The organism is Shewanella sp. MMG014, assembly GCF_018100775.1.
GTDB classification, from domain to species: Bacteria; Pseudomonadota; Gammaproteobacteria; order Enterobacterales; family Shewanellaceae; genus Shewanella; species Shewanella japonica.
This window is the reverse complement of the sequence record NZ_JAGJDZ010000014.1, coordinates 69070-92045: the sequence shown is the minus strand read 5'-3', so window position 1 is coordinate 92045 and position 22976 is coordinate 69070. Positions and strand designations below refer to the sequence as shown.

Sequence of the window (22976 nt, the reverse complement as noted above, 5' to 3'; positions counted from 1 at the left end):
GCGTTTTTTATTGCGACTTAATTGATGAGCAAGTTAAGATTTACTCAACAGGCTCACCTTCTGGGCCATATAAACGATACTGCCAATTCTCAATGGTTTGAGTATCGATACGCTTTTGCATACTGGTAACCCAATTACTAGCCAGTCCTTCACATTGCATCAGCAGTTGATATTGCTCGGCATCGACTTCTGGTAAGAAATAGATTTTCATTGCTTGCGCAACACTGATATCAGTTTTACGCTCAATGAGGACGATGCTATCGCTAGCGTTAATCTCACCCGCTTGTAATACCCGATAAAACCAACCACACATGCGACTCTCTTGCATGGCGAGAGCAAATTTAGGATGGCCGAATTGCTGATTTAGCTTAAAGCAAGGTGAGCGTGGTTGCGTCACTTGCAACATTACTTCGCCAATTTGAATAATATCGCCAATATTAACCTGAGACTCATCGAGTCCCACGGTACTAATATTTTCACCCATCGCTGGCACGTCTTTATGATTGCTGATGAGATCCCAGCGACGATATTGCCCATAATGTTCTCGAGGGAAATGATGTAATACTCGCTCTTCGCCACCATGATGAATCGGATCCGCTTGAGCATCTCCCTCAACTTGGTGTTGATTAACCTTCAGCACTTGCATGGGCAATTTGTTGTTCATCCCACTGTCGATACTGCCTAAAGAATTAATTTTATCCCCACAAAATAATCCTGATATTTTGCTTGCTAACACATGGCCTGCCATGACTACTCTCTCATTGTAAAAGCGCTACTTTAATAAGATAAAACCACCTGATTTCGACCTTGTGCTTTCGCTTGGTAAAGGGCGATATCAGCGCGATTTACTAACTCTTCTGGTTTTTCTGTCTTGCGATGTTCAGCTACCCCACAACTTAAGGTGACACTGATTTTACTCCCATTAACCTTGATGGTTTTCGCTGCGACTGACTCTCGCATTTTTTCAGCCAACTCATTAGCTTGACTGATATTGGTATTAGCCAATAAAACTAAAAACTCTTCGCCGCCCCAGCGACATAACAAGTCGGCATCTGTTAAATGGGATTTAAGCACATTCGCTGCAGATTGAATGACAAGATCGCCAATGTTATGACCATATTGATCATTCACTTGTTTAAAGTGGTCAATATCGAGGATCAGCACTGACATAACTGTGCCATCTACCACTGAGCGAGATAGCGCCTGAGCAAAGTAATCTTCAAAGACTTGTCGATTGGCTGCACCAGTTAACTTGTCTGTGGATGCCATTAACTCTAACTTTCGCTGATATTTACCTATCGTCATATTGGCAATAAACAATATCCCTAAGGTCACAACCAAACTCAAACCAATATTAATCCAAAACGTTGTGAGTAGTTTTTTCTCTGCTTGCACTTCGTCTTGTTCTACCATCAAGTACCATTTGAACTCTTCAACTAAGCGGCTGTTTAAGTAAATCGTTCTGTTATCTCTATGGTAAGAAAATGATGCACTAGGACTGGTGAGAATACGAGTCGCCAGCTTTTCTAGCCCTGCACTACTCTGTAATGTGGTAGCACCTTCAAATCCACTGCTGTGCAGCTTAATATTGCCCTGCCTATCGGAAAAATATACTCGGCGGTTATAACGTGTTTGATACAGATCTATCAGTTTTTTAACTCGCTCAACGGCAAGTCCGACTCCAGTAACACCGATAAAGTTACCTTCAAAATCATAAACTTTGTAGTTTACATAAATCACGGTGCGATTTTTATCAGCAGTATCGGTATCAATATTAACTTCGTAGTCTTCATCTTGCGGCAAAGAGCGCACTCGAAAATACCATGCATCGTCATTAGAGACGTCTTCTATTTTTCTCAGAACCCCTGAAGAATGATAATAATTTCGGCTCGCTTCTGACACAAAAAAACTGGTCACGGTATCGTATTTGTTTTGAATTTCTCTCAGGTAGCGCACTAGCTTTTCAGGTTGCTGCTCATCATTAATCGTCCAGTCACGGACAAAGGTGTCTTGAGCCATTAAAGATGAAATAAAGATAGGGCGTAATAAATCTTGCTGAATTTCGGAATAGATATTGTCACTGGTCAGTGGCAATGTGTTGTCTTCAATCTGTTCGCTTAACGAGTCATGTGCAACTTGATAGCTAATGCTGCTTGTTACTATAAATGCAGCCAAAAGTAGAATGGATAATATCCAGATAAAACGTTTTTTATCGTTCCAAACTTTATTTCCCATAATGCCCCTAATAACTTCATCGCGCATAAATTCAGACGAACCCAGAGAACGGGTTTTGTGAATATGTTAACTCAATGTAAATACTAACTGAAAACCCTAAGTGACGCACCGATTTTCCAAATAGCTTTACAATTTGCCAACCACACTCAATTCGTCAGCGACAAAAATGAATAAAAAAAGCCCTGCAAATGGGGGAATGCAGGGCCGTAAGATCAAACAGAATAAATAGGGTTGTAATTAACTTCCAGGAAGTAGGAAGAGTACAGCTAAAACGCAATCTCCGATAAAAAAGACTAAGCTTTCAACAAATTACGGCGAAAGTATAATCTTTCAATATGACAGATTAGCGACACAAAAATGACGAAATGATGAAGCTGAATGTGTACGGCATAGGCCCGCCTCTACTCAGATTCTGGCGCGGTTAAATAGTGTTGCAAACACTGTCCTGGTACTGAACTAGGGGTCGCAACCGCGAATGCTGCCCAACGAGCCCCTTCTTCCATCGCATCTTTGATACCTCTTCGCTGACACAAGTAATGGATAAGTCCAGCAGCGTAAGCATCGCCTGCACCTGTTGTATCAACAACCTCAGCTAAGACTGCAGGCACATGCACTTGTGCGTCTTTGCTATAAGCGACTGCACCATTTTCACCGTCTGTGACCACAAAATATTGTAATGACTCACCAGCAATTTGCTCGGCAAACTCCCATTTATCTCCAATACAACGACCTTGCATATCAGTGATTGAAGCAATAAGCACATGACAAGGACGAACGCGTTCATCTTTGGCTAATTGAGAGACGACAAGGCAATCATTTAACGCCGAAGTCGTCCAACCACTAATTCCTTTTGCTGATGAATTAGTGTATAGCGCATCAAACTGCTGCCATTTCGGCGGAGAGGGTAATTCAAAAACTGGCCGTTGGGGGCGAATGATCGTGCGCTCACCATCAGGCGTCATGACCAACAACATTTCACATGTGGTTCCTTCAAAACGCTCGACAAGCCGACAATCCAACCCCTGAGTACTGGCTTGCGCCAATATCCAGTTGCCCACCTTATCATTACCCACTTGGCTCACTAAAGACACCGAATGCCCTGCCCATACCAAGCCGATGCCAGTATTGGCACCGCCGCCGCCCAAACGTGAGCCGCCGTCTTGATAATGAAAGCGACCACCTGTTTGCAGTGGCTTATCAAGCTGCAGAAGTCGGTCACAATTGATATTGGCAAGGAGTAATATATTAGCCATAGCGCTCTCTGTCTGAATTATTCAACCGCAATAAAACCATCTCAATGGAACCACAGTCATTTGAGTGATATCAAAATCAGTATACTGCAAAAACAAAAAAGGCAGTGAGGATTATCACTGCCTTTAATTTCACGATATTTGCTAGACGATATCATCTGATTATAGCGAAAGCTTACATGTCTTCTGGTCTGAGTGGTTTGCGTAATTGTGCACGGACATTGTCCATACCAGAGTAAAACTCTTTCATCATCAGCAAGCCCATCATTTTACCATTATCGGTCCAAATCAAATTATCTGGATCGTTCGGGTCATTTTTAATTGCGCCAATCGCTTTCATTGAAGCCATTTCTTTAAACAAGGCAGTGTCTAAATTCACACCAAAGGTTTCACGGAAATATTTACGTGATAAACGGCCTGAGAACATACCTAATAAGAAGCGATATTGCATGACTTCTTTTTTGCCGTATTGCTTTTGTTGCTCAACGCCCATCAAGCCGTTCTCAACACGCTCTTGATACTTTTTCAGCGAGAAAGTATTCACGTATAAGGTGTCATCCAAGAAGCTGAAAGAGCCTGAACCAACCCCTAAGTACTCATCATAATCAATAACATACTCATCAAAGCCTTCGTTGTTGGCTTTACCAAATGCCCAACCTGAAAGTTGCGTATATTGACCGTTTAAGCTGTTAAGGATTTGACGATATTGACGGGCCATATCACCGTGCGGCGCAGCCAGTTTACCCTTGACGCTTTTACGTGTTTGGTGAGTAATCATCAATGGATAAGTAGTAATTTGGCGTGGGTCTAATTTAGATGCCATATCCAAATCATGCTGGATGATTTCATCTGTTTGACCACGGAAACCGAAAATCAAATCGACATTAATGATAGGGAATAGCTCTTTAGCCGCCATGATTTTATCGAACGTCTGCTGACCAGTACCAAACTTTTCAATTCGATCTGTCATGGTCAAGATATCATCATTAAAGCTTTGTACACCAATAGACATACGGTCGACTAAGCCTTCTAACTGCTTGAAGCCTTCGCTATCGAGATGCTGAGGATCGGATTCACACGATACCTCTTTAATATTTGGGAATAAGGTTTTTGCATGTTCAATGGTACGTGCTAACTCATCTTCTAATACCGTGGTAGTTCCACCACCGATATACATAGATTCGAAGTCATAACCTAAGTTTTTCACCATATCCATTTCTTTACGTAAAGAAACAAAATAGCGACGGGCTTTGTCTTCTTTAAATAGGAAACGGTGGAAAGTACAGTAAGAACACAAGGTATGACAAAAAGGCACATGCGCATAGAGCATGTACTTTTTACCTTCAACTGGCTTTGGCATCATTTCAGCAGATACAGTGTCCAATCGTAAATTACGATCAACATAAAACTGCATCACTTTCTCCATCGCACTGATCATCCAGTCTGGCGTGGTAATGTTCGCTTGATAAGGCGACTGAATAATGGTGTCTGATGGTTTAATTATTGATGACATAGCATTTCCTACCTTAAGAATGAGCAGACTCGCAGCTCATAGCTGCAGTGTGAGCAGAATACTCTTAAATCACTGACCTTTGTGTGAACTATCTATAACTTAACGTTGAATAACAAGCCAAGGAGTTAATTTTTACCAAGGAGATCACAGATTAGCACCTGTTAAATAATTAATCACTAATAAACAATATCACTATGTTAATTATAAGAAATATCTATGTTTAAATTTTGATCTATCAAAGTTAGATACAAAAATACCCTCAAAAGCGATGCCATTGAGGGTATTTTTACTTAAATTCCAAGACGACTAGTCTCTGTATTTAAGCTCGCCTTTTTCTTTGATTTCATCATACCAAAGGTTGTGATGCTGCTTAGCCCACTGCTCATCACAGTAACCAGACACCATACAATCCATACCACCTTCAGACATAGCTGTTGCCATGAAGATGTGAACGATAGAGAAAGCACAAATAATAATAGCACTCACTGAGTGAACAACAAGAGCAAGTAAGCTTAGGTTACGGCTTGGTTCAAATAAGTTCGGGAACAGTAATAACATTCCTGATACTGAGATGAATAGACCGAATAGAGCAAATGCCCAGAACCATAGTTTTTCACCTGCGTTAGCAAAGCCAGCGTCAGGGTGCTTACCTTTAAATGGACCGAAGTTAATGTAACCACCAACAACCATCATCCACTTAAGATCGTACATCTTAGGCATTTGGTTTTTAGCCCAAAGTACCGTCATTAACGCCCAACCCAACATGAATGGGATAGCCATATAATCGTGAACTTCTTTAGAAATGTAGACTAAGTTAGACCACACTCCTTCACCAATGTATGGCTGCAGAAAGTAACGACCAGCAAGCAATACTAAGCCTGTTAGGATCAATAACATACATGGAATTGCGCCTAACCAGTGAATCGATACGTCGAATTTAGACCAGCGATATACCATCTTACCGGTGAAACCACCGTGTAATTTCGAAATACCGTTAATTTTCATAAACAGTACGAAAATGATGATCATGCCAAATAGCGATAATGCTAAGGCAGGAGCAAGCCAGTCACTACGTAAATCAAATACACGTAAATCATAAGTATTGATTGGTTGTGCATGGAACTCACTTGTCGAAGTAGTACGTCCCTCTGCACCGTCTTTAAGCTGTGCCCATAATTGCGCATTGCCATCTTGAACGGTAAGAGATTCTTCACCACTTCCACTAGCGTGAGCGAATGTCATTACACTGAACATCAGTGCGATAACAACGCCAATTTGTTTGAACCACTTGTTCATAATACATCCTCTACGCTACTCGATGCCTGAGTAACCTCAGGCATCATAGCTAAGCTGACTAACAAGTTTGGAGATTAACCCCAAACACCTTTGTTAGAACCGCGATAAGCAACACGCTCACGGAAGATGGCAGAAACGATTTCTGCATCACCAGCAAGTAATGCTTTGGTTGAACAAAGTTCAGCACACATAGGAAGTTTGCCTTCTGCAAGACGGTTAGCACCGTACTTCTCACGCTCTTCATGAGAGTGATCAGCTTCAGGGCCACCGGCACAGAAAGTACACTTGTCCATCTTGCCACGGCTGCCGAAAGCGCCTGACTGAGGGAACTGTGGAGCACCGAAAGGACATGCATATAAACAGTACCCACAACCGATACAAGTATCTTTGTCGTGAAGTACAATGCCGTCTTCTGTTTTGTAGAAACAGTTTGCAGGACATACAGCCATACAAGGTGCATCGCTACAGTGCATACATGCAACTGAGATTGACGCTTCGCCTTTCATACCATCATTGATAGTTACTACACGACGACGTTGAATGCCCCACTCAAGAGCAGAGTCATTTTCGTTTTTACAAGCAGTGACACAACCATTACATTCAATGCAGCGCTTGGTATCACATAAAAATTTCATTGTAGCCATTTGGCAATTCTCCTAGCTTAGACTGCAGTTATGCTTTCTCAATTTGACAAAGCGACGCTTTGGTTTCCTGCATTTGTGTTACAGGGTCATAACCATAGGTCATTGCAGTATTACAAGACTCACCGATAACGTAAGGAACAGTTCCTTCCGGATAGTTAGGCTCAAGACTTTCACCACTCATCACACCAGCGAAGTGGTAAGGCATCCAAGTAACACCAGGCTTAACGCGTGGAGTAACCATAGCTTTAATCTTAATGCGGCCGCCTTCAGCACCTTCTAACCAAACATTGTCACCGTCACGAAGACCGCGATCGGCTGCATCAGCAGGGTTCATTTCAACAAACATCTGTTGTTGAAGTTCTGCTAACCAAGGGTTAGAACGAGACTCTTCACCACCACCTTCATACTCAACCAGACGACCAGAAGTCATTACTAGTGGGTACTTAGCACTGTTGTCATTATCTTGAATAGTCTTGTACAACGTAGGTAGACGATGAACTTGCATATCGTCATGCGTTGGGTACTTAGATACAAGGTCACGACGAGACGTGTATAACGGCTCACGGTGAACAGGTACAACATCAGGGAAGTTCCAAACAATACAACGCGCTTTAGCGTTACCGAATGGGATACAGCCGTGCTTAATAGCAACACGAACGATACCGCCTGAAATATCAGTCTTCCAGTTCTTACCTTCTGCGTGAACTTTCTCTTCAGCAGTTAGCTCGTCAAACCAGCCAAGCTGTTTAAGCATGTCTGCTGTGAACTCTGGGTAACCGTCAGTGATTTCAGCGCCTTTAGAGAAGCTACCTTCAGCAAGTAGGTTTTCACCTTTGTATTCCACACCGTAACGTGCACGGAAGTTACCACCACCGTCTTTAACGTGTTTGCTTGTGTTATACAGAATTTGAGTACCAGGATGCTTATGCTCTGGAGTACCCCAACAAGGCCAAGGTAAGCCGTAAGTTTCGCCTTTAGCAGGTCCGCCAGCAGCTTCAAGAGTCTTGTTGCTGAACGTGCCCCAATTTTGAGTGTGTTGTTTGATACGCTCAGGGCTTTGACCTGTCATACCAATTGTCCACATACCGCGGTTGATTTCGCGAGTGATATCTTCAATCACTAATACATCATTGGCATCTTTTTCGATACGTTTGGTGTATTGCTCTGCAAAACCAAGTTTTTGAGATAAGCGGTACATAATCTCAAGGTCAGTTTTTGATTCAAATAAAGGCTCAACAACTTTTTCACGCCATTGCTGTGAACGACCTGAGTTAGAAACAGAACCTTCAGTTTCGAACTGAGTACAAGCTGGTAGTAAGTAAACACCATTTTGACGACGGTGCATAACACCTGCCATAGTTGGGAAAGGATCCACAACCACTACAGTGTCCATCTTGTCTAGTGCATCACGGATGTCATTTTGACGAACACCAGTGTTAACTGATTGTCCCCAGAAGAATGCCATACGGATGTTATCTTTCTGAGCTAGCTTGCTCTTGTCTTCTAACACACCATCATGCCAGCGAGAACAAGGCATACCAGGAGTCGTCATTGGCTCACGACCTAAGTAAGTGCCATGATCGAAACGACCATTAACCCACTCTCTGTCTAGATCCCAAACGTTTGTCCAGTGATCCCATGCAGCAGAAGTCAGACCGTAGTAACCAGGAAGGTTATCAAACAGTAGACCTAAGTCAGTTGCACCTTGAACGTTATCGTGACCACGGAAAATGTTAGTACCGCCACCAGAAACACCCATGTTACCTAGGGCTAGTTGAAGTAGACAGTATGCACGAGTGTTAGCATTACCGACGTGATGCTGAGTACCACCCATACACCAAATAACAGTACCAGGACGGTTATCTGCCATTAATTTAGCAGCTTGGTAAACTTCTTCTTCAGTACAACCAGTTACGTTAGCAACTTCTTTTGGTGGGAATTTTTTCGCTTCAGCGCGAATTGATTCCATTTCGAAAACACGTTCTTTGATGAACGTCTTATCTTCCCAACCATTTTCAAAGATGTGCCAAAGCATACCGTAGATGAATGGGATATCAGTACCAGGACGTAGACCACAATGTAGGTCAGCGTGCGCTGCAGTACGTGAGAAACGAGGGTCAACAACGATAATTTTTGCGTTGTTTTTCTCTTTCGCTAGTAAGATATGCTGCATTGCAACTGGATGCGCTTCAGCCGGGTTTGAACCGATGAAGAAGATTGCATTTGCATTTTGAATATCGTTGAAAGAGTTAGTTTGCGCACCGTAACCCCAAGTGTTAGCAACACCGGCTACCGTGGTAGAGTGACAAATACGTGCTGAGTGATCGACGTTGTTCGTGCCCCACATAGCCGCAAACTTACGGTACATGTAACAGCCTTCGTTCGAGAACTTGGCACTACCCATGAAGTAAACTGAATCAGGACCTGACTCTTCACGGATATCTAGCATCTTGTCGCCGACTTCGTTGTAAGCCTGCTCCCAAGATAATTTCTTCCACTTGCCATCAACAAGTTTCATTGGGTACTTAAGACGCTTCTCACCATGACCATGTTCACGGATTGCTGCACCTTTAGCACAGTGACCGCCAGCATTGAATGGGTGATCGAAAGCAGGCTCTTGACCTGTCCAAACGCCATTTTGTACTTCTGCGTATAAACCACAACCAACAGCACATGCAGAACATACAGTACGTTTGATTTCAGTTGGCGCATCATGAGGTACATCATGAGCTTCTGCTCTACGCATCATGCCAGTGCCCATTAGTGAAGCAGCGGCGATACCACCAGTAGCAATACCTGCATTCTTCATAAATTGACGACGGTTGATACCGAGCGACTTGGTAGCAGCTTTAGGAGCTGCGGTAGACTTGCGAGTTAACTTCATCGCTTATTTCTCCTGAATTAGCCGCGTAAGCTATCGTAGTAGCTACGAATATGCGCAGTTTCTTTGTAACCGTTAGAATCTTTCTTGCTAACGTTACTCTCGGTTGCTTGAGCCACACTCACACCAGTTACGGCGATGGCTGCTGATGCAGCGCTACCTACGGTGATGGCTTTCAGCAAAGATCTGCGATTCAGATCAGGCTGTTGCTTCTTCATCTTTACTCCCGGTTTAAATCACACCAACTCTGTGGTTGATGCCCTTGTAGGCCTTTACGGTCACTAAACACCATTTGTAAACAAATAGTTAACTAAGTAGGCCAGAAAGGTAAAAACACTTCTAAATGAATAATATCCACAAATTTACGTGGCTAATATATAGAGAGATAACGAAGAAAAAATTGATCTAGCGCCTGTTCATATTCCAAAAAAAGACACGGAAAGTACAAAGCGTTAACTAGGTCAAATTTTTATCATGAGCATTATGGAAGACATCTAGAACGGGGTAAAAATCAGCTAACAACAAATGTTAAAAAAATTAACATAGTGACTGATTTATATAGAAATAATCTCACTTTGGTATTGAGAATTCTTATTATTTACTTATAGCTATTTGAGCTTAAAACCTTATTCAATAGTCTTTTTAGCTATGAAGGAATATGACCAGGTGGAATTGATAAATGTTGATGACATCATTAACAATCACATCACCTACTCTCTTATTACAACCGATTTTACCGGTGTGATAAACAAGTGGCTGACAACCAATTAATCCACTATCTTCATCGTCCAGCCAAAACGGTAAACAGGAGTTCCAACACGATGCAGCAACAAGGTAATCAGACTGATTTTTTACAAACAGAAATTGGCAAAATTATTGAGTGAATGACAGGAATAACGACTGACATTATTTACAATTTTGATACGTCAGCAGCGTATTTTATATCAATCCAATAAAAACGCCCCAAAGCAATGTGTCTTTGAGGCGTTTTACTCGCTTAACTATTTACTAATGAGCTTTAGTCTTGATATTTCAACGTACCGTTGGCTTTAATCTCATCGTACCAAAGGTTGTGATGCTGGATTGCCCAGTTTTCATCACAGTAGCCTGAAATCATAGATTCCAAACCGCCTTCACTTAATGCCGTTGCCATCCAAATATGCACAATCGTAAATGCAATTAAGATCGCCGCGCTCACTCCGTGAACCAGTAACGCAACCATAGACGCTTCACGTGGTAAGTCTAAACCAGGTAGCACTAACATCATGCCAGAAACACTGATAAATAGACCAAAGAAGACTAATGTCCAAAACCACATTTTTTCACCCGCGTTAGCAAAACCACTGTCTGGATGCTTACCTTTAAATGGACCGAAGTTGATATAACCACCTACAACTAAGAACCATTTGATGTCATACATCTTGATGGTTTGTAGTGGCATCCACTTAACGATACACATAAGCCAAGACACGATAAATACTGGACCAACCCAATCATGCACTAGCTTACAAAAGGCAATAATACCTGCCCAAATGCTATTACTTACGTACGGTTGAATCGCAAATTTACCCAGTAAAATCACTAAGCCTGTCAGCATTAAGATTAAACACGCAATGGCCATAATCCAATGCAGCCAAATGTCTGCCTTCGACCAGCGCTCGACCATTTTGCCAGAGAAACCTTTGCTTAATCTTGCTGGACCATTAACAAAGTAAAAGATTAAGAAAGCACCAAATACACCCACCAACGCAAGCGCTACTGCTGGTGTAATATACTTATCTCTTAGTAATCTTCCTTCGTTGCCGCCAACATTAATTAGCACCCCAGGTTCGATACCTTGAGCAGTGGTAAAGCCTGAGTCACCGGCCTTAACTGCTCGCCATAAATCTGCTGGGTTTTCTTTCCCTGCCTGCTGCTTACTTGATTGTTCATCTGCCGCTAACGTTGTGGTCGCAAAACCCAACCCCATCACCAGAACTAACAGAGCAAATAAGCTACGCAGTGATTTGTTTAACTGATTGTTTAACATTGTCACTCCTTGCTTGGTTACGGACCACAGTCCGTAACCATTTGCACTGCCTAAACCATATCACCCGTTTTAGGATCGTAGCCCCAAATAGTATTTGGGTTGCCACGTTTTGCCATACGTTCACGGTAAATGGTAGATACAATTTCAGCATCACCAGCAAGCAAGGCTTTGGTTGAACAAAGCTCCGCACACATAGGTAATTTGCCTTCAGCAATACGGTTTGCACCATACTTCTTGCGTTCAGCTTCTGAATGGTTCTCTTCTGGGCCACCGGCACAGAAAGTACACTTATCCATTTTGCCTCGGCTGCCGTATGCAGTCTTTTTAGGGAACTGCGGCGCACCGAAAGGACAAGCATAGAAGCAATAGCCACAACCAATACACGTATCTTTGTCGTGCAAAATTAGACCGTCTTCGGTTTGATAGAAACAATCCGCCGGACAAACGGCCATACAAGGTGCATCAGTACAGTGCATACATGCCACTGAGATTGATGCTTCGCCTGGTTCACCATCATTGATAGTGACCACGCGGCGACGTTGAATTCCCCACTCTAGAGCGGAATCGTTTTCGTTCTTACAAGCTGTGACGCAACCGTTACACTCGATGCAGCGTTTGGTGTCACACAAAAATTTCATGACTGCCATAATGGCTTATCTCCTCATCAAGTTAATTAGGCTTTGCTGATCTGACACAAGCTAGACTTAGTCTCTTGCATCTGAGTCACAACATCATAACCATAGGTCATTACGGTATTAGCTGCTTCACCAATTACGTATGGAACCGTTCCTTCTGGGTAATTCTTCTCTAGGCTCTTACCTTCGAATACACCCGCAAAGTGGTATGGCATGAAACACTCACCAGCAATGACTCGTGGAGTCACCATTGCTTTAACTGTGATCTTAGCGCCTTCTGGACTGTGAACGAATACGTCATCACCATCACGTAAGCCGCGATCTGCAGCATCTGCAGGGTTAATCTCAATAAACATTTCTTGCTGTAATTCTGCAAGCCACGGATTTGAGCGGGTTTCTTCACCACCACCTTCATACTCAACTAAACGACCCGTCGTCACTGCTAATGGGAAGTCTTTTGAGAAATCTTTGTCTTGAATTGTCTTATACAAGGTTGGAAGGCGTGCAACCATACGGTCTTCGTAAGTTGGATACTTAGACACTAAGTCACGACGAGGGGTATATAATGGCTCACGGTGAACCGGGATATCATCTGGGAAGTTCCAAACAATACAACGGGCTTTCGCATTACCGTAAGGGATACAACCATGCTTAATAGCCACACGTTGAATACCACCAGAAATATCAGTTTTCCAGTTTTTACCTTCAGCGTGAACTTTCTCTTCGGCGGTTAAATCATCCCACCAGCCAAGCTGTTTAAGCATGTCAGCGGTAAATTCAGGATAACCGTCTTGAATTTCGCTTCCTTTAGAGTATGAGCCTTCAGCAAGAATGTTGTTACCTTCATGCTCAACACCGTAACGTGCTCGGAAGTTACCACCACCGTCTTTCACTTCACGGCCCGTGCGGTACAAAATTTGTGTACCAGGATGTTTGTTTTCTGGTGTGCCCCAACATGGCCAAGGTAATCCGTAAGTTTCACCTTTAGCTGGGCCACCTGGCGCTTCTAAGCTTTCGATATCGAAGGTGCCCCAGTTTTCTTGGTGCATTTTCAAACGCTCAGGGCTTTGGCCTGTGTAACCAATGGTCCACATACCTTTGTTGAACTCGCGTGTCATATCTTCAATCAATGGTTCATCGCCATTCACTTTAATATGCTTACAAAATTCAGCTTCGATTCCCCATTTTTTCGCCAGCTTGTACATAATAATGTGGTCAGCTTTTGACTCAAATAATGGTTCAATAACTTGTGTACGCCACTGTAGTGAACGGTTTGAAGCCGATACAGAACCGTAGGTTTCAAACTGAGTTGCTGCAGGTAATAAATACACGCCATCAGAACGTTCGTGCATGACACCTGCCATTGTTGGGAAAGGATCCACAACAACTACCGTGTCCATTTTGTTCAATGCTTCACGCACTTCACGACCACGAGTTTCAGTGTTAACTGATTGGCCCCAGAAGAATGACATACGAATGTTGTCGTTCTGAGCAATCTTAGATTTGTCTTCAAGTACACCATCATGCCAACGAGAACATGGGATACCCGTTGAGGTCATTGGATCTTGGCCTAAATGCTGAGCTTGGTCGAAACGGTTTTTAACCCAATCGAAATCCAGATCCCAAACATTACACCAATGTTTCCATGAACCCGTTTTCAGGCCATAGTAACCAGGTAATGTGTCAAACAATAAACCAAAGTCAGTTGCACCTTGAACGTTATCGTGACCACGGAAAATGTTAGTACCACCACCTTCAACACCCATATTACCTAGGGCCAATTGGAGAATACAGTATGCACGAGTGTTAGCATTACCTACGTGATGCTGAGTACCACCCATACACCAAACCACTGTACCTGGTTTAGTTTCTGCTAGTAATTTAGCAACGCGGTACATTTGTTTTTCAGGCACACCAGCAACATTTTCAACTTCTGCAGGGTTCCACTTCTTCACTTCCTCACGGATACGTTCCATACCGTATACACGTTGGTCAATGAAAGTTTGGTCTTCCCAGCCGTTTTCAAAAATGTGCCACAACAAACCATAAATGTAAGGAATATCCGTACCAGGACGGATATGCACGAACTCGTCAGCTTTTGCTGCAGTTCGGGTGAAACGAGGGTCGACTACGATAATTTTCGCGCCGCGCTCTTTACCTTCAAGGATGTGTTGCATTGAAACTGGGTGAGCTTCACAAGGGTTCGAACCGATAAACATCATCGCTTTCGATTTACGAATGTCATTAAATGAGTTCGTTTGCGCACCGTAACCCCAAGTGTTTGCAACACCGGCTACAGTGGTAGAGTGACAAATACGTGCAGAGTGGTCGACGTTGTTCGTGCCCCACATTGCCGCTAATTTGCGGTACATATAAGCTTGTTCGTTCGAGAACTTCGCACTACCCATGAAAAATACTGAATCAGGACCTGACTCTTGACGAATATCTAAGGCTTTTTGGCCTACTTCTTCAATCGCTTGTTCCCAAGAAAGTTTTTTCCACTTACCGCCTTCAAGTTTCATTGGATACTTAAGACGCTTTTCACCATGACCATGTTCACGCAGTGCAGCACCTTTAGCACAGTGGCCACCAGCGTTAAATGGATGATCAAATGCAGGCTCTTGACCTGTCCATACACCATTTTGAACTTCAGCATAAATACCACAGCCCACTGAACAGTGAGAACAAATAGTACGTTTTACTTCGGTAGGTGCATCATAAGGTACATCTTTCGCTTCAGCTTTACGCATCATGCCAGCGCCCAGCATTGAGGCTGCAGCAATACCACCTGTTGCCAATGTGGCTGATTTCAAAAACTGGCGACGATTGAGTCCAAGTGCAGGTTTATCTGCGACTTCAACTGTCTCTGTTTTGCGGGTTAATCGCATCACATATTCTCCTTTAATTACTTACTACGTAAGGTGGCGTAGTAACTACGTACATGGTCTGTTTCTCTATAACCATCACTTTTATCCACACTTGATGTGGCTTCTGGTGAGGCAGCTAGAGCTTGTCCGCTAACAGTAGCAACTGCGCCAGCGGCACTACCGACAGCCAATGCTTTAAGCATTTGACGACGATCCATGACGGAAGCTTGCTTCTTCATAGTCTCTCCTTAATGTAACGCTAAAATAAAAGGGTCTTGTTTACCCTAGATTAAGTGGGAGTCTCCTCCCGTTTCTGTCTACGCCACTGACAATGTCAGTGGCGTAAATCTTTGCCCCATCAATCACGAAATTAAGATGCTAATTCGTTTGTTGAAGGTTCAATTTTCTCTGCTGACTCAGCGGCTTTAGCTTCAGCCTCACTGCCTGGGCAGTTCACTGGAATATCTAAGCTAAGCTGTTCAAACTCATTAGCTTCAATTTCAAAAAAGGCTTTTGCCAGTTTTGCCACTGGTGCGTAAAAGGCTGCACTGGGAGTTTGTTCTAATGTGTCGCAAAAACGCGCAATCCAACTGCCAATATGGCGTTGGTAGAAAGCTAACTGACGGTAACCAGGAGCCTCTAAAATTAATGTACCCATGACTTCACATAATGCAGCCACATGATCTTCTGGCTCTTTTACTTCGTCTTCACGAGCAAAACCTAATTGCAGTAAATCTTGACGTAAAAGGGCTAATGGCTTGTCCATTAGTGAGCCTGTCATAAACCAGCTTGCGTATGGCAATACTTCACCACGACCCACGCCGTAGAAAATATTGAAATATTCTTGCTCAAGCTCTTCAGCGGTATACTTGGTCGCAGCTTCTTTCAAGCCAAGCCAAGCCGCTGTCATGTCATTGTCTTCTTCAGCATCAACTTCAAGCTCAGCTAAAAATGCCAGCAACTCGGCGTTAGGCTCGCGACGTAACAAGGCTGCCAATATTTGGTAAATATCTGCCCGTAGCTGATCGTTTTCTGAAATTTCTCTAACTAATTCGGTCATATCTGATCTCTTATCGAAGTTGCTTCTCTGGGTCTTCAAGAATGTCTTCAAACATATCTTTTACGCGGCAATCACCACACATTTTTAAACGCTCAACATTGGCATTAAATGCAGAGTGTCCACCAATCATATCTATCATTCTGTGTACCATTGACTGTGTGGCAAATGCGGTACCGCAGCGAATACACTCAAATGGTGGTTCTTCTTTTAATGTTTGGCGTTGCTGACGTGAGGCTTGGTCTAAGTTGATTTGCGAAGTAATGCTAATCACATTTTCAGGACAAGATGTTTCACATAAACCACATTGAACACAGTCTTGCTCAACGAAATGTAATGCAGGTTTATCACCACCATCCGTTAAAGCTTGAGTTGGACATGTCGCCACACAAGACATACACAAGGTACATTTGTCAGCATTCACTTCCACTTTGCCGTATGGCACATTACTCATTGAAATACAGGTATCGCTTGCTGCAGCTTGCTGATTCAAATGATCCACTGCGGCGTATAACGTTTCACGCTTAGTTGTTGGCGTAAATGCTGCTGGTACCGTTAGTGGCCAGTCTAAGCTAATCGCTAATTTATCATTCAGCGCAGAAAGCATACTCGGGTCAATTAAGCTGATGCGTTGAGGCTGGCCCATTTCATCTAAGATGGTATTAGCAAGCGACAATTCACCGTTTAGCATTTGCGTTAATGTTGGTGCAGTTGCGTCAGTGTTAAGAATCAAGACTTGGCGAGCGCCCCAAGCAAGTGATGACATCCAATGGTCGATGCTAGCAACTGTAATTTCTTCTAACTCAACAGGGATAATGTCCCCGACTAAATCAGCTGTAATCAGCTCAGCACCAACACCACTGTCATGGAATAAAATCACTGGAGCAGCTTGGGCTTGCTCAAGGTAGCGGCTGATCAGTTTTTGAATGTAACTATGAAGCGCTTGTGGCGTAGGTAAATCAAAAGCGATAGCCCCTGTAGGACATGCGTTAGTACAACTACCCGCACCATGACACAAGTAAGGGTCAATTTCGATTTTGTCTTCAATGCTACTAATAGCATCTGCTGGGCAGAAGTTTAAACAGCGATTACAGCCATTAACGCCATTGCGATTGTGGGCACAAATATCACTGTTAACTTTGACATAGCGTGGCTTATCAAACTCACCAACTAAATCAGGAATTTGTGTTAATGCATCAGCAAGCTTCTCTGCATCCTGACCTACGTAAAAATAACCTGGTGGCAGCATTTCAAGGTTCAAACATGGCGTCATGCTTAAATCTAAAACGATATCAAAATGTGGTTTACGAATAGCAACAAGGCTAAGTTCAGCAGCTTTGCTGTCTTGGCCTTCGCTTTCTACCGTCACTTGGAATTGGCCTAAAAAGCCTTTTACTGAGATAAGTTTGTTGTAATAGCTTTCACTATTAACTGCTGCATTCATTACCGCTTCAAGATGTGCTTCATCTTGGCTAGTAATGGCTTCATTTGCCAAAATGACGACATTCGCCATATTGGACAATTTGTCTGCAGCTAATCGAGCCAGATCTTCTGGGCCGATAACCAGCACATTTCCTTCAGTAGTATAACTGACGGTAGGTGGAATCAAGTTTTGAATAACTTGAGTCTGTGCTAATACCTGCTGGCGAACTTGTTGCAGTTCAAGCGGGGTTTGACTATTGCTCACATTGCATTCCTGAACAGTTTTCAACGTTCGATGGACTTACTTAGCACTGTAATCCTTTCATCATTAACTCTTTCATCAGCGAGTTAATCACTTCTGCTAAAAACAATAAGTACGACATCTACCACGTTAAAATAGTGGACATTAAATTATCGACGTTTTCTGACCTAAACTTGGCGCTGAGGCGATATCTCTGCCTCTGAAGCCATAACCAGATCATCACTCTGGTTAGTCGGGTCAGTCTTCGCAACTAATTCACTCTTTTCACTTAATACTTCTTGCGGGGCATCAGTTGCATCACCAACTGTGTCATCTCCCTCGCTTGCTAGTAACGCTTCATCTTCAGCTTTGTCTTCATCTTTCATGACGTTGCGGAAAACTTTTTTCGCCAACTCAGCTGAAACCTCAGGGCTCAACTTAGGTTGGTTACTGTAATCAAGGGCATACTCAAGTAGGCCATCAATTTCGTTATACTGTGGTTGTTTCCATAAAGCCTTTAAGGCTGCAGATTTTGCAGCAGGAGAAACATTCGCTCCCATAAACGATGCAAAACTACCACCAACCTCGATTTTTTCTGGATCAGGTAAATCTTCAGCTTCAAGAATTTTTTCTGGATCAGCCGTCTCAACAGTGTGCGCATCAACTGTTTCAGTGTCACCTTCAGGGCTTACCTGCTCTGTTTCAGTTGCCTGTGCTTTTGCTGCTAAATCAGCAGCAGCTTCAGCTTCAACCTGCTCACGACGCTCAGTCCAGCGAGAAAAAAATCCTCTTGGTTTATCGCTCATTTAGTGGCTCCGAAGGTGATCTGTGCTTGGGCCTTGATCCTTGCGGCGATTCACATGTTTACGGCGCTTAGCTGAAATCTCAACTTCTCCATGACGCGTTATAAAAGCTTCAACCCAACAAGCCAGCGCTTCTGGCATTGGAATATTGAGCACTGGCGTTTCAGATTCTAAACAGCCTGCTGCGACATTTTGGTCGCAAGAGATAGCTGCAGGAACCCAGGTTCCATCACTAAGCTCATCACATACGATGTAAAGCATAGTGTTATCCATATCGAGATTGATGCGGTAACTACCACGCTCATCTTTGTGCAGCTCAAATAACACCAGCGTTGCGCCTTCTGGTGCCTGATGAGAAGCAGGGACGATTTGATCGACCTCCCACGTAACCGACGGCCAGCGACCAACCATTTTTTCCACTTTTTTCAGTGAAACGTAAATAGGCCAAACATTTTCAGTATGTTGCATAAAAGCTTTGCCTTATGAAATCAGAAAACAACAAGAAACAAACAAATAACCAATAAATACATAATGTTATTTAACAACCTTATGACTTTGAATACTGGGGTTATTAGGTTTTGTTTCCTTTATGCGTATAGTTCTGCAAAAATAGTGCCAGAAGGATTGATTACTAAAGTTTGACCTAGATCGCTAATTCCACTTTAAGAGTAGGACAATTTGTCCATATTGCTAATTTTAATAGGACATAAGGCTACGTTAATTAGCTATCACTGATAAACATTGGTGTTAGATCACGCATTTACAATCTACTTACTATTGGAGGTATAAAAGTTGCTATGCTGATAGGCAGTTAGTTTTAATCACGATTTTCGTCTTAAATACCGACATTATTGGTATCAGATGACACAGTCAGAGGCCGCTACGTAAATGACCCAAACCAATGCCACAGCAAAAGCCCCACTTAAACTTGTTAAAACCCAAGCCGAAGTCCCACTGACTTTGCCAGTAAAAGCAATCAATGAATTGGGCGAAAGTATTGATAAGTTTGTCGCCTGTGAAAGACCCTTAACTGTGTACCTCAACTGGCAACCCATTGTGACCTTAATGACACTGGGAGCTAAGCCTGAATCATTAGCATTGGGATACTTAAAAAACCAAGGTTTTGTTAGCGATGCCAGCTTGTTAGAGTCAATTATTGTTGATTGGGACGTCAATTCAGCGGCTATTTTAACCGCTGAAAAAACAGCAGATTTAGAAGAAAAGCTATCAGAAAAAACCGTCACATCTGGGTGTGGTCAAGGCACGGTTTATGGTGGCTTTATGCAAGGGCTTGATGATATTAATTTGCCGACACCTCAGCTTAAACAGTCAGTATTGTATAGCTTACTTAAAAACATTAACGCCTATAACGAGACTTACAAAAATGCCGGTGCTGTTCATGGCTGCGGTATTTGCCAAGATGACCAAATTCAAGCATTTATCGAAGATGTAGGCCGTCATAATGCGGTTGATACACTCGCTGGCGATATGTGGTTAGCAGGTGAAAATGGCAACGATAAGATTTTTTATACCACTGGCCGTTTAACTTCAGAAATGGTGATCAAAGTGGCTAAGATGGGGATTCCGGTTCTGCTTTCTCGCAGTGGGGTTACACAGATGGGACTCGAATTAGCACAAAAAATGGGTATTACCATTATCGCACGTGCTAAAGGTCGTCATTTCTTGGTCTACCATGGCGCGGAAAACATCGAATTTGATGCCAATAAAGCCAAGTAATTCGCTGTGATGAGATAGGCCTGTATTTGACTGTTATTAGCCTAGCTCTTTTAAGCATTTCTATTAACCAGCTCTGTTAAAGAGTGGCCCTTATTGATAACAAGCTCGCAATGGGCTTGTTATCGATTAAACAACTCACTTCATATCGCGAAATTTAGCCCACTGCTCACGCTGCTTCTCGGTTAAAAAACTCCATGCAAGTACGCGAGTAATCTTGTTTCCTTGCTGCATCTCAATGGTTTTAACCGTATCTACAGACAATTTATCGAGTAAGGCATAACACGGTTTTAAGTTTTCAGATTTAGAAATTAGCGAACTAAACCATAAACATTGAGTTCCAAATTGTTGGCTTTCTTTAATCATATTAGCCAAAAACTGTTGCTCGCCACCTTCGCACCATAACTCCGCTTTTTGTCCGCCAAAGTTCAGCTTAGGGTCTGTTTTAGATGACTCAACACCAGTTTTACCTTGATGAAGGTTCGATTTCATTCTCTTGGCGCGATTTGCTGCGAGGTTAGCATTTTTCTTGATGCTGCCCTTAGTCGCGTCTTCAAGTGAGCGATGAAACGGCGGGTTACACATAGTCAGATCAAACCGTTCATCAGCTTTGATAATGCCTGAAAAAATGGCACTCGGGTTAGCTTGTAAACGTAATGATAACTTTGAGGTTAGTGACTTATTTTGTTCAGCAATTTTAGCCACATTACTAATGGAGATAGGGTCTATGTCACTGGCAACAAACTGCCAGCCATATGACTGGATACCTAGTAACGGATAAATACCATTGGCGCCCGTTCCAATATCTAACGCTGTCACCTTGGCACCTTTTGGCACCTTGCCGTTGACACTTAATAAATCCGCAATGTAATGCAAATAATCAACACGACCTGGCACAGGTGGACACAAAAAACCTTCAGGAATATCCCAGTGTTCAATGTCATAATCCAGCTTTAATATCGCGGCATTGAGACTCTTTACTGCTTCAGGATCAGCAAAGTCTATTGATAGATTTCCATAAGGATTAGTTTTAACAAAGTGGGACAATTTGGGACACTTTTTAATAAGTGTTTCAAAATCATAACCTTGCAAATGCTTATTTCGAGGGTGTAATGCTTTAGGTGGTAATTGCCCAGTGGTGAGCTTCTGCTGCGGTTTTTTGCTGTGCTTATTGATCGATTTGGTCTGTCGGCGTTGACTCTTGACTGGCTTGTTATCAAGTTTAGCGTTTTTCGAATGCTTTGCTGCGCCTTTAGAAGGCGCCTTAGGTGCTGTCACAGATTCAGTGCTCTATTTAATCGTACAAATACTTGGTAAACAGTAAATTCACTACTAATTCACTACCCGTTTCTTCTGCGAGAAGCCTATTAACCGTTTCATAGCACTCACGGCGAATGTCTTCACGACCAGTGAGTGACTTCACTTTATCTTCGGCTTGATTACCTAACACTTCAACAATGGCTGAGCGTAATAAAGGGTCATGATGTTCAATTAGCAATAAATGGTCAGGATCTTTCACCATCAATTCGACACCGATTTTAACAAAACCTAACTTCTTACGATTAGAAATATAGTTAGTGACAATATCAGGTTCAAAACCATAATAAGCAAAATTTTCTAAGGCCTTTTCATCTGCGCTTTGCACATTCATTGAAAATATCAGTGAAAGAAAAATTGCGTATATGTACTTTGCCATCGTTAATCAAACTCCATTATTGATATAAGCGTTGTCGTGATAAACTGCACCCGTTTTGTAAATTTTAACGAGTAATGAATGACAGTAACCAGCTTAAGCTTTCCATACGGTGAATCTATTCAATGGTTTTCACCTGAGAACTTCCATTCTATGCCAAAAACAGCTTTAAAAGAATGGTTACTTGCCACTGGCAGTTTAACCCAAAAATTAAAAAGCTGTTGCCAAGATTTTGAAGTAAAGGTGTTAGGCGAACACCTGACGACCCCTTTAGCAGGTGAATGCCCTAATCAAAGCCGAGTATGGGTCAGAGAAGTGCTACTTTGCCTTGATGGTAAACCTTGGGTATTTGCACGCACGTTAATTCCAGAGAGCCTTACAGAACATCAGCAACATAACTTTAAACGTTTAGGCTCTAGGCCGCTTGGTGAGTTACTTTTTTCGAGTAATGATATTGTGCCAGGCAAAATCGAAGTGGCAGAATTCGAAAGCTGTAGTAAGTTAGCACAACTCGCGACGAGTTTATCTCAAGCTGTATCGGAGCCATTATGGGGACGCCGTCGCTACTTTACTTTGGCGGATCAGCAAATCATTGTGAGCGAAATATTTCTCCCTGCCGCAGTAAAAATTATCAATAGTGAATTAGCACCTTCAATGGCTGGCACGGACTGATAAA

At 42.7% G+C, this 22976-nt stretch carries 20 protein-coding genes; 2 read left to right on the top strand and 18 right to left on the bottom strand.

What is annotated here, in order from left to right:
- Window positions 1-40: 40 nt before the first annotated feature.
- The 16 genes from J8L86_RS18950 to J8L86_RS18875 form a co-directional block, all read right to left on the bottom strand.
- Complete coding sequence (locus J8L86_RS18950; protein WP_211031284.1) at window positions 41-748, bottom strand: MOSC domain-containing protein; 708 nt, start codon at window positions 746-748, stop codon at window positions 41-43.
- Window positions 749-777: 29 nt separating this feature from the next.
- Window positions 778-2235 (bottom strand): sensor domain-containing diguanylate cyclase, encoded by a 1458-nt coding sequence (locus J8L86_RS18945; protein WP_055024222.1) that lies wholly within the window; start codon window positions 2233-2235, stop codon window positions 778-780.
- Between the two features lie 401 nt (window positions 2236-2636).
- Entirely contained in the window at window positions 2637-3488 is an 852-nt protein-coding gene (locus J8L86_RS18940; protein WP_211031283.1) for a PfkB family carbohydrate kinase, read from the bottom strand.
- A 172-nt stretch (window positions 3489-3660) separates the two neighbouring features.
- A complete protein-coding gene (locus tag J8L86_RS18935; protein ID WP_055024173.1) occupies window positions 3661-4998 on the bottom strand; it encodes a coproporphyrinogen III oxidase family protein in 1338 nt (445 codons plus the stop codon).
- A gap of 306 nt (window positions 4999-5304) precedes the next feature.
- Complete coding sequence (locus J8L86_RS18930; protein WP_065110516.1) at window positions 5305-6294, bottom strand: formate dehydrogenase subunit gamma; 990 nt, start codon at window positions 6292-6294, stop codon at window positions 5305-5307.
- 74 nt (window positions 6295-6368) lie between these two features.
- Window positions 6369-6938 (bottom strand): formate dehydrogenase FDH3 subunit beta, encoded by a 570-nt coding sequence (fdh3B, locus tag J8L86_RS18925; RefSeq protein ID WP_065110515.1) that lies wholly within the window; start codon window positions 6936-6938, stop codon window positions 6369-6371.
- A 28-nt stretch (window positions 6939-6966) separates the two neighbouring features.
- The gene (locus tag J8L86_RS18920; RefSeq protein WP_211031282.1) at window positions 6967-9822 is read right to left on the bottom strand and encodes a formate dehydrogenase subunit alpha; all 2856 of its coding nucleotides are present in this window, start codon (window positions 9820-9822) and stop codon (window positions 6967-6969) included.
- A gap of 17 nt (window positions 9823-9839) precedes the next feature.
- Entirely contained in the window at window positions 9840-10037 is a 198-nt protein-coding gene (locus tag J8L86_RS18915) for a twin-arginine translocation signal domain-containing protein (protein WP_055024169.1), read from the bottom strand.
- A gap of 800 nt (window positions 10038-10837) precedes the next feature.
- Window positions 10838-11848, bottom strand: a complete 1011-nt coding sequence (locus tag J8L86_RS18910) for a formate dehydrogenase subunit gamma (RefSeq protein ID WP_055024168.1) — start codon at window positions 11846-11848, stop codon at window positions 10838-10840.
- 50 nt (window positions 11849-11898) lie between these two features.
- Window positions 11899-12495 carry a formate dehydrogenase FDH3 subunit beta gene (gene fdh3B / locus J8L86_RS18905; protein ID WP_055024167.1) on the bottom strand — a complete coding sequence of 199 codons (597 nt, stop codon included), beginning with the start codon at window positions 12493-12495 and terminating at the stop codon, window positions 11899-11901.
- Between the two features lie 26 nt (window positions 12496-12521).
- Window positions 12522-15371 carry a formate dehydrogenase subunit alpha gene (locus J8L86_RS18900; RefSeq protein WP_211031281.1) on the bottom strand — a complete coding sequence of 950 codons (2850 nt, stop codon included), beginning with the start codon at window positions 15369-15371 and terminating at the stop codon, window positions 12522-12524.
- A gap of 17 nt (window positions 15372-15388) precedes the next feature.
- On the bottom strand, window positions 15389-15589 hold the full coding sequence (locus J8L86_RS18895; protein ID WP_055024165.1) for a twin-arginine translocation signal domain-containing protein: 201 nt from the start codon (window positions 15587-15589) through the stop codon (window positions 15389-15391).
- A gap of 131 nt (window positions 15590-15720) precedes the next feature.
- Window positions 15721-16410 (bottom strand): molecular chaperone TorD family protein, encoded by a 690-nt coding sequence (locus J8L86_RS18890; protein WP_055024164.1) that lies wholly within the window; start codon window positions 16408-16410, stop codon window positions 15721-15723.
- Between the two features lie 10 nt (window positions 16411-16420).
- The gene (locus tag J8L86_RS18885; RefSeq protein ID WP_055024163.1) at window positions 16421-18094 is read right to left on the bottom strand and encodes a 4Fe-4S binding protein; all 1674 of its coding nucleotides are present in this window, start codon (window positions 18092-18094) and stop codon (window positions 16421-16423) included.
- Between the two features lie 164 nt (window positions 18095-18258).
- A complete protein-coding gene (locus tag J8L86_RS18880; RefSeq protein WP_065110511.1) occupies window positions 18259-18876 on the bottom strand; it encodes a DUF3306 domain-containing protein in 618 nt (205 codons plus the stop codon).
- The gene (locus J8L86_RS18875) at window positions 18877-19341 is read right to left on the bottom strand and encodes a DUF3305 domain-containing protein (protein WP_065110510.1); all 465 of its coding nucleotides are present in this window, start codon (window positions 19339-19341) and stop codon (window positions 18877-18879) included.
- Window positions 19342-19761: 420 nt separating this feature from the next.
- Here J8L86_RS18875 and J8L86_RS18870 point away from each other — a divergent pair, with 420 nt between their 5' ends.
- Window positions 19762-20610: a formate dehydrogenase accessory sulfurtransferase FdhD gene (locus J8L86_RS18870; RefSeq protein WP_055024160.1), complete on the top strand. Its 849-nt coding sequence runs from the start codon at window positions 19762-19764 to the stop codon at window positions 20608-20610.
- A gap of 135 nt (window positions 20611-20745) precedes the next feature.
- Here the strand turns inward: J8L86_RS18870 and rlmF are convergent, their stop codons facing one another.
- Both rlmF and J8L86_RS18860 read right to left on the bottom strand, forming a co-directional pair.
- A complete protein-coding gene (gene rlmF, locus J8L86_RS18865) occupies window positions 20746-21885 on the bottom strand; it encodes a 23S rRNA (adenine(1618)-N(6))-methyltransferase RlmF (protein ID WP_211031280.1) in 1140 nt (379 codons plus the stop codon).
- Window positions 21886-21901: 16 nt separating this feature from the next.
- Window positions 21902-22258, bottom strand: a complete 357-nt coding sequence (locus tag J8L86_RS18860) for a flagellar basal body-associated protein FliL (protein WP_231919234.1) — start codon at window positions 22256-22258, stop codon at window positions 21902-21904.
- 123 nt (window positions 22259-22381) lie between these two features.
- On the opposite strand from J8L86_RS18860, the gene J8L86_RS18855 reads away from it, so the two are divergent.
- Window positions 22382-22972: a chorismate lyase gene (locus J8L86_RS18855; protein ID WP_055024157.1), complete on the top strand. Its 591-nt coding sequence runs from the start codon at window positions 22382-22384 to the stop codon at window positions 22970-22972.
- Window positions 22973-22976 lie beyond the last annotated feature (4 nt).